Here is a 13822-nt window from a genome sequence, read left to right as displayed (position 1 = left end):
CACCTAAAAAAGGTGGATGTATTTTAATAATCGTTCACTATAGGTGTACAAGACTTTTCGTTTAAAATCAAATTAGTAAATTTACTTAAATAATAGTATTCTCCGATTATTAGCTATACGGTACGGAAACAGATTTCAATAGTTTGAAAGGAATAGGCCTTTCAGAATGGAAAACGCAAAAACCGCTCCCTCAAAAATGGGAAGCGGCTATGCCTTATGTGGTAACACATGAGATGCTGGTGGGATTATTCATTTTCCACTGGAATTTCAACAGTAAATGGTTTTAAATCTTTAGCTGGGACAAGGCTTGAAAAATCAACTAGCATCATGGTATTTTCCAGCTTAAAATTCTCAATCCTTTCTTCTCCATTTAAGTCAAAAGTGGATTGGAAGTGTGCTGTTGCCTTATCTATCATTTTTACTTTATTAAATGGAATACCGTGGTTTTTAGGTGGCCATGGATTTTCAGGGTCAATCCTGGTTAAATAATCCTTATCAACTAACCAGATAAAATACTGCAAATTGTGGTTAATTGTCTCAAGTTTGCCTTTAATCATATTCTCCGGAAGCCCTGTTAGCTGATAATCTAATACCAATTTCCCGTCTTTTTGAGTAACATTATTTACTTGCAAACCTACATTGAACCGTGTACTTTTCATTGTAAATGTTTTACTGTCCAAGAGCTGTTGTACCTTCGGATCTGCCGCGGATAACGTTGGATAAAAGGTAAGTGAAGTGATACCTGAATCGAGCTTGGGCATTTCCCTTCTCTGGGTACTATGATATCCATCCTCATGTTTCGATTCTTCAAGCGTCGTTTCATTTCCCAACGTATATACTTTTCCTTTATTATCAACTGCTTTTAAATATATATAATCACCTTTGTATTTCTGCACCGTTTCGTAAGTTAGCGAGGATGACGCTTTTGCGGTAAGAATCTCTTTTATATGGATTTTGACCCCATCTTTCGGGTATCCTTGTTCCTGATTAATAACAAACGTAAGATTTTTTTCTTGTTGGATTGGAATATCAAATTTCCATTCGCCTTTAATACCGTTGATATTATGAATGGTTATAGGAAGAGTAGAATTCTCCTTAAATGTTTTATATGGATAGTCCATTTTCCATTGAAAATTATAGCCATTTTCGACTTTTTTAATGTTATTTGATTTTCCTCGCAGCCAAGGGTCTGAATCCCCTTTATAGTGTTCGAAGTTCAGATCAAAGCTTACTTCCCCGTTTTCGTTACCACCCTTTTCAACATCTTCATCGACAAATCCGGTAACGGATACGACACTGCCATCAAAGTAGGCGCTTGTCAGTTTTACAGTCACCCCATTTTCTGTGAGTGATTGGTTTAATTCTGTAACTGCATCTTGGTGAGCCAATTGCACACCTGTCGAATCATTGAATTCTTGAAAAATACCGCCTATTAAAGGGGTATTCGCTAAAACTTTATTCATTGTGGGGTTAACAAATCCCGAGGAAACGGTGATTCCAAGAAGAGCAGCAGCAGTCGCCGCACCTACAAGAACCTTCTTTTTCTTTGCCTTTCCCTTGTTCTCTTCCTTGTTTATCCCTTTTGAAATGGCGCTAAATACTTTTTCTTTCGGTACAGGTATTTGCTCTATTGTTGTTTTGAATTCCCTGCTATCCATGGCATTTGCCCTCCTCATTTTTATATGACTTTTTCAACTCCACTTTGGCTCTACTTAAGTAAGTTTTTACGGAACCCTCGGGAATTTCCATGAAACTGCTAATCATCTTTATTGAGTAATCGTAATAATAAAATAAGATAATCACAGTACGGTAATTCTCTTTCAGCTGCTGAATTGCAGTAAGCAGCTGCAGTGATTCGTCGATGTTTGGATTTCCCTGGTCCGGCAGATTTGTTACTATTTCGTCGCTTAGCGGTACAACATTGCTTTTTCTTTTTAGCAACTGCCCCGAGCAGCGTATAACAATCCTGGTGAGCCAGGTCATGAAATACTCCGGATTCTTTAACGAATGGATAGAAGTTAACGCTTGATAGGCTGCCTCCTGTACAACGTCCAGCGCATCTTCTTCGTTATGTACATAAAGATAGGCAGTTCGGTAAATTTGCTCATAATGCTGTTGAAGCAACTTTTCAAAGGCTCTCTTATTGCCTTTGATTGCCTTTTTAACAAGCCGGTGGTGTTCATTCTCCAACTTTTTGACCCCCTTTACTAATTAGTGGAATCTATGCTCATGAAAAGTTTCAAAAATTTATTATTATTTTTAAAAAGCATAACATGCAGTTAAACTCCTGCGGCCAAAAAAAGAAACAGAAACCATTATGGCCTCTGTTTATTTTAAAACTAATTTTGCATGATACGTATAACTAACATGAGCAACAATTCACAATCCAACTTTTCAAACGAGGTGAGCTATGCGATATCTGTCGGAGTTAGTTTCTTGTCCCTTAAGTAGATCAACTAACTTCTATTTGGCATCGGACAACTGTCCACTGATCCGACCGAACATTTGATAACAGTTGTAGGATAAATTACGGGGAACCGTATCATAAGTAACAGTTACTGAGCGAAACGGTCACGCCTGACTTTAGAAATTAATAATCACGTTACCTTTTTTACGCTCGGTCTCAACATATTTGTGGGCATCCGGCAGGAGTTCCAGAGGATATCGCCGATCGATCATGGCATTCAGCGTTCCATTTTTTACGAGTTCCATAAGAAACGCCAAATTCGCTTTGTTTTGCATTAGGCCGGCTGTTGCAAAAATAGCCCGTTTGCCTTTAAACAGGGAAGTCCACATCATCTGTGTAATGATAGAGAGCTTGGGTACGGTAGTTAAATAAATTCCCTTGGTCGTAAGTACACCCTTGCATGCCGAGAAGGATCGTTTGCCTACAGCATCAAATACGACATCATAGGCTTTGTCCGCCTTCGTGAAATCCTCCTGGGTATAATCAATAATAAAATCTGCCCCTGCTTTTCTTACCAGACCTTCGTTGCCGGCAGAGCAAACACCGGTTACTTCAGCGCCATAGTATTTGGCTAATTGCACAGCGTAGATGCCGACAGCCCCCGAGGCTCCATTTATCAGCACTTTCTGTCCCTTCCGCAACTTTGCCTTATCTCTTAGAAACGTCAATGCGGTGGCACCCCCGTCACAGACGCCTACTGCTTCTTCAAAGGCGATGTTGTCCGGTATAACTGCAAGTGGGCTCTCTTCGGAAAGACACTTATATTCGGCATAAGCACCGAAGTTTTTGACGCTCATCCCCAAAACACGATCCCCCGCTTTAAAATGTTTTACTTCTTTGCCGACCGCTTCGATCTCCCCGGCTAATTCGCATCCTCCAATTGCAAATTTCGGTCTGGACAGTCCGTATATCAATTTAATCATAAGCGGATCGCCCTTGCGAAAAGCGCAGTCCGACGGCCCTACTGTGGCAGCGTGGATACGTATGAGTATTTCCTTGTTTCCAGGCGAAGGTTTGGCGATTTCTTGCGCGACAATCACTTCCGGTGGGCCATACGACATTTGGACCATGGCTCTCATGGGTTTCCCCTCCTATTCTTTAGTGCGTTCTATATAGAAAATATCATCACAAGTAACTTAAATTTTTTTTATCCACTGCAACGGTCCTATACAAAAGTCTCCCTAACGTTAGATAATGAATATGAGCAGAACGGAAGGGAAGGAGATGAAGGAACGTGGTAATGAAAGATATTTTATACAAGTATATGTCAAGATGGACTTCCCTTAACAAGGAAGATCAGCAAGCCATAGTGGACGAGATTCGTGTAGAAGAATTTAAAAAGGGAACCGTTCTTTTTAAACAAGGAGATGCCCCTACAAAATGTTATTTCATCTTGAAAGGTTGCGTAAGGCAGTATTCTATCGATGAGGAGGGGAGAGAGGTCACATCCAATTTCTACACCGAAGAGCAAGCCATCGCCATTTTCAATCATCACAAACCAGACAAGTCGTCCGATTACACTTACACATGCATTGAAGACTCCGTAATGGTCGTTGGCGACCTAGATATGGAAAAAGACATGTACGACAAACACCCTCAATTGGAGAGGATGACTCGCAGGATGATAGAGGAGAACTTTAGTCAGGTCCAAGAGGAATTCGCCACTTTTATCGCTTCTTCGCCTGAAGAACGCTTCAAGACGCTGCAAATGAAACGTCCATCTCTCATCGATCGGGTACCCCAACATCAATTGGCCAGTTATCTCGGCATTACTCCTGAGTCACTAAGCAGAATTAAGAAAAGAATCCACCAAGACCTTCGCTGATCGATAACCTATCTTCAAATAACCATAAAAAAACCCCCTAAGTATATGTAATGATTACATTATAACTAGGGGGATATTTACATGCATTGACTTAAGTCAAGAGACGAGCCTGGAAATTGGGGAACCTGCGTATGCCTTGAGTTATGATTTTTGAAATAGGGTTTAGGTGTTCCCGATTATTTATCAATCAATAATTACTGTACAGTTGGAGCTATCCTTTTTAATTAATGATCACCCAAACCTGCATCTTTCGCCTTGCGGATTGCCTCTGCCCGGTTCGCCACCTGGAGTTTGCTTAAGATATTCGTAATATGATTGCGTACGGTACTTGGGCTTAAATATAATTTCTCGGCTATTTCTCCATTCCGGCTGCCATTTGCAATCAAACTGAGAATTTCCAGTTCCCGGGGTGTTAGATTCGAAAGTCCTCCCTCCTGGACTCCAGGCCGAATTTGGTCAAAATAGTCTATAAAACGAATAGCAATATCCGGGCTGAAAATGGCTCCGCCATCCGCTGCCACCCTGATTGCCCGCATAATTTCGTCCGGGAGAGCCCCTTTCAAAATATAGCCTTTTGCACCTGCCCGCATTGCGGCTGCTACGGTTTGGTCATCCTCAAACATTGTCATCATTAGAATCCGAACCTGAGGGTTATTCTCCAATATTCGCCTGGTAGCTTCGACTCCGTTGCAGTTTGGCATTTTGATATCCATGATGATCAAGTCAGGTTTCAACTCATCCGCCATTTGAATGACTTCATCTCCAGAACCTACCTCGCCAACTACGATTATATCAGGATCTGTTTTTAGCAGAGACAAAAGCCCTCCCCTGAATGTTGGATGATCATCGGCCAGCAATACCCGCAATTGCCGCATTTTCCTCTCCCCCGTTCCGATTTGGCAATTCTGCCCGAATGACTGTTCCGCCTTCCGCTCCCCCTGCAATTGAAAAAGCCCCTCCAAGTTCTTCGACCCGCTCCCTCATAGATGTGAGCCCAACCCCCGGTCGCCTTATTGACGGCATTCCTATCCCATTATCTTCAATAGTCACAATCAGTCGTTCATTCTGTAAAGATAATAGGAGATGAACTTCGGAAGCATGTGAATGCCGGGCAACATTTGCAAAACCTTCCTGAATAAGCCTGTATGCTGCTACTTCAACTGCGGCATCCAAATCTTGAAGGGGAAAAGGGATATCACATTTTATAACGAGATCCCTGTTTTCATATGCCCTTACAATTTCTGCTATTGCACCACCGAGTCCATACTCATCAAGTACCGGCGGCCTTAAATTATGGACCAGACTCCGAACTAAATCGACTGCGTTTCGAATGTCACCCTGCAAGGCTTTTAAAATCAAGTCCGCCTCATTGGGGTCTTTCCTTAAAAGATGCCTTGCTGTCGCAATTTTAAAGGAAAAGGCAGCAATCTCAGGCCCCAGCCCATCATGGAGATCCCTCCTGAGCCTGCGCCTCTCATCTTCACGCGTCGTGACAAGAGTTTGCCTGAATTGCTGCAATTCCTGGGTTAGACGGATTGCATGAATTGCCGCCCCTCCCTGGCGAGCGAGTTGCTTCAATATATTACGGTCCTCCTTTGGCAAATCATCCTCTCTTTCGGAAGGCTCATAGACCAGGTCGGCAACCCGTTCCCCCTTGTATACCACCTCAACAACCTTTAATTGAAGCAGGGGTACCCCGGATTCCGCGGCAATTTGCCCATTTGGCCAAACCAACGATACGTATGGCAGCCTGAGTGCATCCCTCACCGAATGAACAATTGCATTCAAAACAAGCTCAGGTGATGAAGTCTCCTCCAGACGGTTGCCGAGCTTAACAAGTGCAGCATAGGGGTCATGGCGGTCTCCATACATAAGCTTATTAATAAACCAGTGCAGCCTGTGATGCAAAGGCTGGACCAAAACTGCAACGGCGACAGCCCCAATCAGCGATATAAAAGAAGACCCCCTAACATGGAGGGCAGAACTAAGAACAAAAACCACTCCTCCATAAATCCCAAGTAAAACCATTGAAAGCGACACATAGAGAATTGTCCTGTTTATAAGTGGCTTAATGAACCAAAGTCGATAACGAATAATTGCTAAAAAGAATGAAAGAGGAATTAAAGATAGCGCAGCAAAGTACAAAGTCTCACCAACGAGATTGCCCCATAAGAGGCTGGTGGGAAATTGCACAGATATGATAATTAATACGACGGCAAGCAAGAAAGCGATAACTGGAAGTTTAATTTGTTCTCTTTGAAGGGGGGTGGTAAGCTTCCGATACCTATAGATTTGTGTGCCTCCCATGGCGAGTAGCAATACCCATTCAACATGATACAGCCAATCCTGCCAGAACAAATCCTCTATAGGAAAAGGAAGAAAATTACGCAGCAGCTCAAGAAGAAATAAAGGGATGACAAGAAAGTAACTCCATTTTGGCGTAGTTTTGAAATCGGGAAAATAACAAATCATAGCACCAAAAAGAGCTGTTGCAAAAAAACTTGTTAATCTGCCAAGAATGGTAAATGCCGGGTAAGCTTCATAAAAACTATCTGTGATTGTCAACACCAGGCCGAAAACAGCAAGAGTGACGGCCACAAGAAGGGCCATCGGATCATTGGGGCGTTTTAAGAATATCAATCCCCCAAGAAAAACACTGCCTATGGAAAAAAACATAGACAGCATAAGCAGATACAGTCCATACCCGTTTGAGGTCCATCCCAGTGAGGACAAATCCTCTTTCATTCTAATCGTCATTGAACATGTATCACAAATTTGTTGAAGTTCCGAATAGACAATAGGGAAATTCAGGATATAGAGTGCTGCCGCAGCAGCGATTATAGGGACAGCAAGTATTCTACATACTTTAAGCAAGTTCACTTGCACGGCAGCACCCCCATACTAAAAGGATTCGATTAAGGCGGTTCCTAGGGATTTATTGCGCATTATTTATTGTACTTTCTGCTGAAACATTCTCTTTTTGAGGATTCTTTATCAATGTGTGGCCAATTCCGCCAAAGACAGCCAGAATGACGATTGCCTGTACGTATTCCTGGGCTGCACCCAACTCGAGAATGCCGGCCACGATTTGGAATATAGCTGCGGCAACTAGCCAAAAGGAAGCCAGTCTTGCTTTGTAGAGCCCAATTGTGAGGATGATCATTCCAAGATAGAACATCAAAAGGTAGAGGAGATGTGGTACAAAGTAGATTGGTGCATCGAAGGTCCATTGCATAAGCTCAACCATTGGTTCGCGATCAAGGGTCGCCATCCCCCGGTAAGAGAGAGCTTCTGTTACCAGTATAATGAAGAAAAAGTTTCCAATCAATGCCAAAGTGGATCCGATGTATGCAAGCCACTTTCCGCGCCCGATCACCCGGTGGGTTGCACCTATCAGTGCCGGTACATTAAAAAGTGTAAATGCCAACACAACGAATGTAAAAAACAGTGTATAACCCGGCCTTTCAAGAACCCAGTCCAGGAATTTAATATCTCCAGCTAAAGGGGGACCGAATAAAGCCACGATCTGAACCACCGCGGACAGAATGAAAAAGATTCCTCCTATCGTACTTGCGAAATTCCGTTGAATGTTCTCCTTCACAATAACCACTCCTTTGTTTTACTGTTTTTCACTATAAGTTTAGTGAAAAGGACAGTACCGCCACAAGGGAGCAACAACTATAAACAGTCCTATATTTGGTCCTGGGAGAGGGACATTTCAAACCTTTGTTCTAACCATTGTGATTCCCAATTACACATAGGACAGGCACCGGTTTCTGATCCCCTATTATGACTGATCTGACCGCAAAACCGGCATTCTGTAAATTGCAGGTGGTTCTTTCCGTAATATCCCGAACCTTGTTCGAATTGGGCGGTTGATTGAACAAATATACTGTACCGCCCGGCAACAATCGCTCTTTTATGATTTCGAGCTCACGCGCAGCTTCCATCCAGAACAAATTTACATTCACCGCAAAGATTTTATCGAAAATATATTGGCCCAAATCGGCCTCGCCAAACGCTGAGGCAAGAAAACTCGCCTTCCCCTCCGAAATATACGAAGTGTTCCTTTTCATCGCAGAAAGTATCCTCTTTTCCGATTGATCAATGGCCAAAATGGTTCCATCCTCCAAGCTGCTGCAAATCAAAGAAACCGCTGCTCCGTTCCCACAACCGATTTCAAGAAGCCGATCGGATGGGCCAACCGCCAGCTGTTCCACTGCCCATCGCAGTCTGTCCGCAACTGGAATGCCCATACCTTCCTCCTAATAACATTTCTTTTTGAATCAAAGCCTTGCCTGAACCCTCAAATTAGAAAAATCTCCAGCCAGTATGTTTGAAACCAATAGCTTAAATAGCCTTTCATCTTAGTCTTTACACAGATATATTCAAGCAAAATGTGGAAATTCCTTCTTCGGCTAACCTGTTGGCCTAAGGACTTTCCTTCATAATTATAAACATTTTTTAAAACAATCTACCGTAAAATTAAAATAAGCGCTATCCATGCTGAGGGGATAGCGCCATTTTGCTTTGTAAATCAGTTAACCGCCTTGCTTTAATTTATATCTTTTCCTTCTTTATCCCTTACGACAATTTTATAAGGGGTGTCGGCAACGATATCCTTAAGGTCATCCGATTGAAGGAATTGGTGAATCTCAGTTTCAATTTTGTTGGCTAGTTCAGGCGCTTCGCTGTCGGACTTATCTATTTTGGTCGTAATATAAATGTTCATAATGCCCTTCTTATAGGAGTAACCGAAGCCTTTTGTTTTGTACTCTTTTTTGCCCAGCAGGCCTTCCCCAATAACTGGCAGTACCTTACTGGCCCACTTAGTCTCGATTTCTCTTTTTAGAACATTGAATTTATAGAATTTGACCTTTACTTCTTTTTTAATATCCAGTTTTTGAATGCCTTCAAGGATCGCTTGCTCGATGTCATCAGATCGTTTTTCCGTATCCTCAATATCAAGATGGACACTAATCATTTTTGCATCCGGACCCGTATAGCCAGAACCATAGGTATGGATTTTATAGCCTTGTTGCTGTAATTTCGGGACAATCTCATTTACTATATCCAACACGAGCTCAACATCCCGATTACGGGGATCATCCTTATGTTCAATTCTCCGCTCCTGGCCTACTTCAACCTTAAAATCATCATATCCCTTCGAAGCAATGACTTCTTCGGTGATTTCTTTAATTTCTTTATTTACTTGGTTATAATAGTCCTCTGGCCCTTCTACCGTTACATGAAAAATCTTCCCTTGGACACTATATCCTACCCCGCTGACTTTATAGCCTTTATCCATCAGGCTTTCCCGCACCAATTCACTAATCGGTTTTTGCTCAAAAATTTTGCTTAAAAACGGAATTTTAGAAGCTACTTCCGCCATCGCTGGTGAAAAGAATGCGGAACCAATAAATAAACCCATTACCACTACACAAAAAGCAGCGGTATAGAATACTTTTTTTACAAAACCGGGGCGCTGCTTCTTAAACTGGCTCATATTATTATTTTCCATTTCTTGATGAACTTTATTTTGAATCCTTGTTGTTATTTGGTCATTGATGTAATGTTTCCGGTAATGCTCATAGACCTTTTTCAACTCTTTCTCCATAAAATTCAACCCCTCCCTTAGCTTTTAATTTCCGTTTCAGCGTATCCCGGCCTCTGGAAAGCCTAGTTTTCACAGTATTTGTATTCAAATCAAGCGTCTCGGCAAGCTCATGGATTGTTACATCATAAAAATAAAAGAGGACGATTACTTCACGATACTTCACCGGCAACGTTAAAACAGTTTGTAAGAGTTGTTCATTTTGGTCAGCCTTAAAGAACGAGGTTTTCGTGCTCTCTGTTCTTTTCAAACCTTCAAAAAAGCTGTTCTGTAATAACAGCTGCTTCAAGCTTTTCTTCTTTAAAAAGTCTTTGGACGTATTAACAGTGATTCGGTATATCCATGTACCAAGCTCCGCCTCTCCCCTATACCGATCCAAATACTTATAAACTTTCAGGAAAACTTCCTGCGAAATATCCTCGGCCAGCCCTCTATCCTTAACAAAAGAATAAGCAAGTAGGTAGACCTTCTCGGTATAGAGACCCATTAACTGCTTGAACAGTTTTGCTGTATCCAGGCAATCAATGTTGTTTCGGTAAATTGAATGCACTTCTTTGCTTTCCAATATGGAACCTCCTTTCTCTTCACCTTTTAGACATCGGAAGCGTTTCATTGGTTTCATTTTTATTTCATCACTTTTAAAACATTTGATTTCCCGCAAAAATCCGATTGGTTAAAAACACAAAAAAGGCAGCGCCTTAAGGGGTAGTTGCCTTCTTTCAAAATTGCCTAACATGCATATTTGCTATTTTAAAAACCCATAACAATGTAGTTCCGAATATCAAGAGCAGGAAGGATAACGTAATAGTCTTATTTTCCCCTATAAAAATTACAAAATATTTAGACTTCTATCTTGACTCTCCTACACCCTGATTTTAACATTTAACTACAGCATGTAACTACATAGCCATAAAGATAAAGGTTCTAATTTGATCGACAACAATATGGGTCAGTTTAGCTATACCAGCATAAGCTGTCCCAATAGACACCCGCAACCGCATTGGGAAGTCTGAGAACGTCAAACTTATACAAAGACGAGGAGTTGAGTTATGAAACTACTGCTTACATCCGGAGGTGTCACTAACAAAAGCATACACGACGCACTGGTTGACATGCTGGGCAAACCGATCGCCGAGTCTAGCGCACTGTGCATCCCCACCGCGATGTACGGACATCCTTGGGTCGGCCCAGGCGTTAAAACCTGGGAGTTCATCAGCGGGAAAGAACAGAGTCCCATGGTAAATCTGGGTTGGAAGTCCGTCGGCGTGCTAGAGCTCACAGCGCTGCCAAGCATCGATGAAGCCCGCTGGGTGCCGCTGGTCCGGGAGACAGACGTCCTGCTGGTATCGGGAGGTGACGCCCTTTACCTATGCCACTGGATGCGGCAATCCGGGCTGGCAGACCTCTTGCCGTCGCTGAACGCAGTTTATGTGGGAATGAGTGCTGGGAGCATGGTGATGGCACCTAGCATCGGGGAATTTTTCGTGGGCTGGACTCCACCCAATGGTGGTGATGAAACGCTTGGTCTGGTCGATTTTGCAATGTTCCCGCATCTGGATCACGAGATGCTGCCGTATAACACGATGGCTAATGCAGAGAAATGGGCCACCGGGATGCAGGGGCCGGCGTACGCAATTGATGATCAAACTGCCATGAAAGTAATCTATGGAGAGGTCGAAGTTGTATCCGAAGGGAAATGGAAACTGTTTACGCCATAATCTTACTATGCAGCTAGCTTCTTGGGTGCGGTCTCGGAGGAACTGTTTATAATCACAGCTTTGTAAATCCATTACAAGAAACGCAATATGGCAACGCCCCACTTACAACCGGGGTGGTTGCCTTTTTAAAAGTTTTTTTCACAACAACTTTGACTTCGTTAATATTAGGGTCAACTCATAGGGTGTAGGTGTGTCTACACTCGTTTTCTAAAACTTTATCTCGTTGAAAAACAGATTCTATCATCTTCCATGAAAACATCCGATGTTGATATTTTTGAAAAAGCTAGTTTTAATTTAAGAAATTTACAATATGAATATTGGGATAATCAAAATAATTCAAGGGGGAAGGAGAGTTATCCATGACACAAGATATAGGACATAAATATTATAAAGAATTAATTAATTTACAAGATGCAGAAGGGGTCGAAGCTCAATTTCGAAGTTTGCTTGAGGTTCCGATTGAATCCATTTCTGACCTGGAAAAGTGGTTAAAAGATGAAAAGGATTTAATAATGAAAATCACGGAGGCGATGACAGGCCACCAAGTTGATTTTTACCGAAACACAGAAGATGCGGATATCAAGTCAACTTATCTTCATGATCAGCAAGTCATCCAGCCAATCTTAATGAAATATGAAGCAAAAATGAATGAGAAATGCTGTGAATCTCCTTACTTTTTTCAATTAGATGAAAACCGTTACGGCTTAATGCGACGCTTTCGCGAATCCAAAGTAAAATTGTTCAGAGAAGAAAACATTTCCTTAATGGTAAAAGAACAAGAGCTCTGTACGAAGTATAGTGAAATTATGGGAGGATTAACAGTTGAATGGGAAGGAGAGGAAAAGCCTTATCCGACCATCCAATCCAAGCTCGATCTGCTTGACAGAGGGGTACGAGAAAAGGCTTATCACGCCATGATGTCAGCCCATCGAGGGATTAAGCCCGATATAGATGCCATTATGGATGAACTTGTTCAACTGCGCCATCAAATTGCCTTGAATGCAGGATTTGAAAATTATCGTGATTATATGTTTGTGGTCAAAAATCGCGAGTATACTGTTCAAGATTGTTATGACTTTCATGATAATGTAGAAAAGCATATTGTCCCAGCTTGGAATAGGTTAGCAGATGTCTTTAAGACCAAACTTGATGTTGATACGTATCGCCCTTGGGATAATACCGCTAAATTATTGAAAAACCCACCATACTCCGAAGTATCGACTCTTTTGGATGGCGTTTCCGAAATGTTAGGGAAGGCCGACCCCTATTTTGGAGAGCGTTTCGAATACATGAGGAAGCATGGGTTACTAGATCTTGGAGATCGGAAAGGAAAAGGGCCAGGTGCTTTCTGTACATTCTTACCTGTTTCCGGTGATACCTTTGTCTTCGCGAATTTCAGTCCATCCTTTGATTCACTAAGCGGATTGATTCATGAAATGGGCCATGCGGTGAATGGGTATCTAGGGTTTTCAGAACACGGGCCTTTTGAAGAATATCAACTACGAGCGGAAGTTGCTGAACTGTATTCTTTTGGGATGGAATTACTCTTATTGGATAAGTTAGATCATTTTTACCCAGAAAAAGAGGAATTTAAGAGCGCACAGCGTGAAGAGCTAAGATGGGCATTTTCAATGTTATTAAAACCATTAACCGGAGATATATTCCAGCATTGGATGTATACGAATCCTGCGCACACTGCCAAAGAGCGTGATGAGAAGTACTTTGAAATCTCAAAACGTTATGGCTTAAACCCTGTGGATACTTCTGGGTTTGAGGAGGAAATTGGGATGAGCTGGGCAGACACCATTCACTATTTCCATTATCCTTTTTATACTATTGAATACGCCATCGCTATGCTGGGGGCTCTTCAATTACTTGAAAACTATCAGAAAAATCCAGATCAAGCTGTCGAATCCTATAAAAAAGGGGCAAGTGCGGACTACAATCTATCCATTGCATCCGTTTTTGAAGAAACTGGAGTCAGATTTGATTTTTCAGAGCCGGCTGTTAAGCGTATGGGTGAATTCCTGGAAAATACGATTCAGGATATTTAACAAAGTGGAGCACGGAGACCGAGCTTAGTAGAAGACAATCCGAAGTTTTCAACACAAAAAGGTACCACTAGGCGGTTTTCTAGTTGTACCTTTTGTATTTTAGTAAAAAGATGGGGATTTGGGCCGTGTGTTTCTCGCCCCAGC

At 42.1% G+C, this 13822-nt stretch carries 12 protein-coding genes; 3 read left to right on the top strand and 9 right to left on the bottom strand.

The window, feature by feature from the left end:
- Positions 1-245 precede the first annotated feature (245 nt).
- The 3 genes from RB160_RS12480 to RB160_RS12470 form a co-directional block, all read right to left on the bottom strand.
- Positions 246-1658: a DUF4179 domain-containing protein gene (locus RB160_RS12480; RefSeq protein ID WP_316570703.1), complete on the bottom strand. Its 1413-nt coding sequence runs from the start codon at positions 1656-1658 to the stop codon at positions 246-248.
- Entirely contained in the window at positions 1651-2190 is a 540-nt protein-coding gene (locus RB160_RS12475; protein WP_316570702.1) for a sigma-70 family RNA polymerase sigma factor, read from the bottom strand. The genes RB160_RS12480 and RB160_RS12475 overlap by 8 nt, the downstream gene beginning before the upstream one ends.
- A 393-nt stretch (positions 2191-2583) precedes the next feature.
- On the bottom strand, positions 2584-3546 hold the full coding sequence (locus RB160_RS12470; protein WP_316570700.1) for an NAD(P)-dependent alcohol dehydrogenase: 963 nt from the start codon (positions 3544-3546) through the stop codon (positions 2584-2586).
- Between the two features lie 161 nt (positions 3547-3707).
- Here RB160_RS12470 and RB160_RS12465 point away from each other — a divergent pair, with 161 nt between their 5' ends.
- Entirely contained in the window at positions 3708-4292 is a 585-nt protein-coding gene (locus RB160_RS12465; protein ID WP_316570880.1) for a Crp/Fnr family transcriptional regulator, read from the top strand.
- A gap of 224 nt (positions 4293-4516) precedes the next feature.
- Here the strand turns inward: RB160_RS12465 and RB160_RS12460 are convergent, their stop codons facing one another.
- From RB160_RS12460 to RB160_RS12435, 6 genes are all read right to left on the bottom strand, one after another.
- Positions 4517-5167: a response regulator gene (locus tag RB160_RS12460; RefSeq protein WP_316570699.1), complete on the bottom strand. Its 651-nt coding sequence runs from the start codon at positions 5165-5167 to the stop codon at positions 4517-4519.
- Positions 5136-7178, bottom strand: a complete 2043-nt coding sequence (locus tag RB160_RS12455) for a sensor histidine kinase (protein ID WP_316570698.1) — start codon at positions 7176-7178, stop codon at positions 5136-5138. Before RB160_RS12455 ends, RB160_RS12460 begins: the two co-directional genes overlap by 32 nt.
- Positions 7179-7227: 49 nt before the next feature.
- Positions 7228-7893 carry a hypothetical protein gene (locus RB160_RS12450; RefSeq protein WP_316570696.1) on the bottom strand — a complete coding sequence of 222 codons (666 nt, stop codon included), beginning with the start codon at positions 7891-7893 and terminating at the stop codon, positions 7228-7230.
- Positions 7894-8023: 130 nt separating this feature from the next.
- Positions 8024-8548, bottom strand: coding sequence for a class I SAM-dependent methyltransferase (locus RB160_RS12445; RefSeq protein WP_316570694.1), 525 nt, complete (start codon positions 8546-8548; stop codon positions 8024-8026).
- Between the two features lie 299 nt (positions 8549-8847).
- Positions 8848-9909 (bottom strand): DUF4030 domain-containing protein, encoded by a 1062-nt coding sequence (locus tag RB160_RS12440; RefSeq protein WP_316570693.1) that lies wholly within the window; start codon positions 9907-9909, stop codon positions 8848-8850.
- On the bottom strand, positions 9881-10471 hold the full coding sequence (locus RB160_RS12435) for a sigma-70 family RNA polymerase sigma factor (RefSeq protein WP_316570692.1): 591 nt from the start codon (positions 10469-10471) through the stop codon (positions 9881-9883). Before RB160_RS12435 ends, RB160_RS12440 begins: the two co-directional genes overlap by 29 nt.
- A gap of 484 nt (positions 10472-10955) precedes the next feature.
- Between RB160_RS12435 and RB160_RS12430 the strand changes: the two genes are divergently transcribed.
- Positions 10956-11624 (top strand): Type 1 glutamine amidotransferase-like domain-containing protein, encoded by a 669-nt coding sequence (locus RB160_RS12430; RefSeq protein WP_316570691.1) that lies wholly within the window; start codon positions 10956-10958, stop codon positions 11622-11624.
- A gap of 359 nt (positions 11625-11983) precedes the next feature.
- Positions 11984-13678, top strand: coding sequence for a M3 family oligoendopeptidase (locus RB160_RS12425; RefSeq protein WP_316570690.1), 1695 nt, complete (start codon positions 11984-11986; stop codon positions 13676-13678).
- Positions 13679-13822: the final 144 nt, after the last annotated feature.

Origin of the sequence: Neobacillus sp. YIM B06451 (assembly GCF_032667185.1) — a bacterium.
Taxonomy (GTDB): domain Bacteria; phylum Bacillota; class Bacilli; order Bacillales; family Cytobacillaceae; genus Bacillus_D.
Note: the sequence above shows the minus strand (reverse complement) of the source record. Positions and strands in the feature narration are given on the sequence as shown.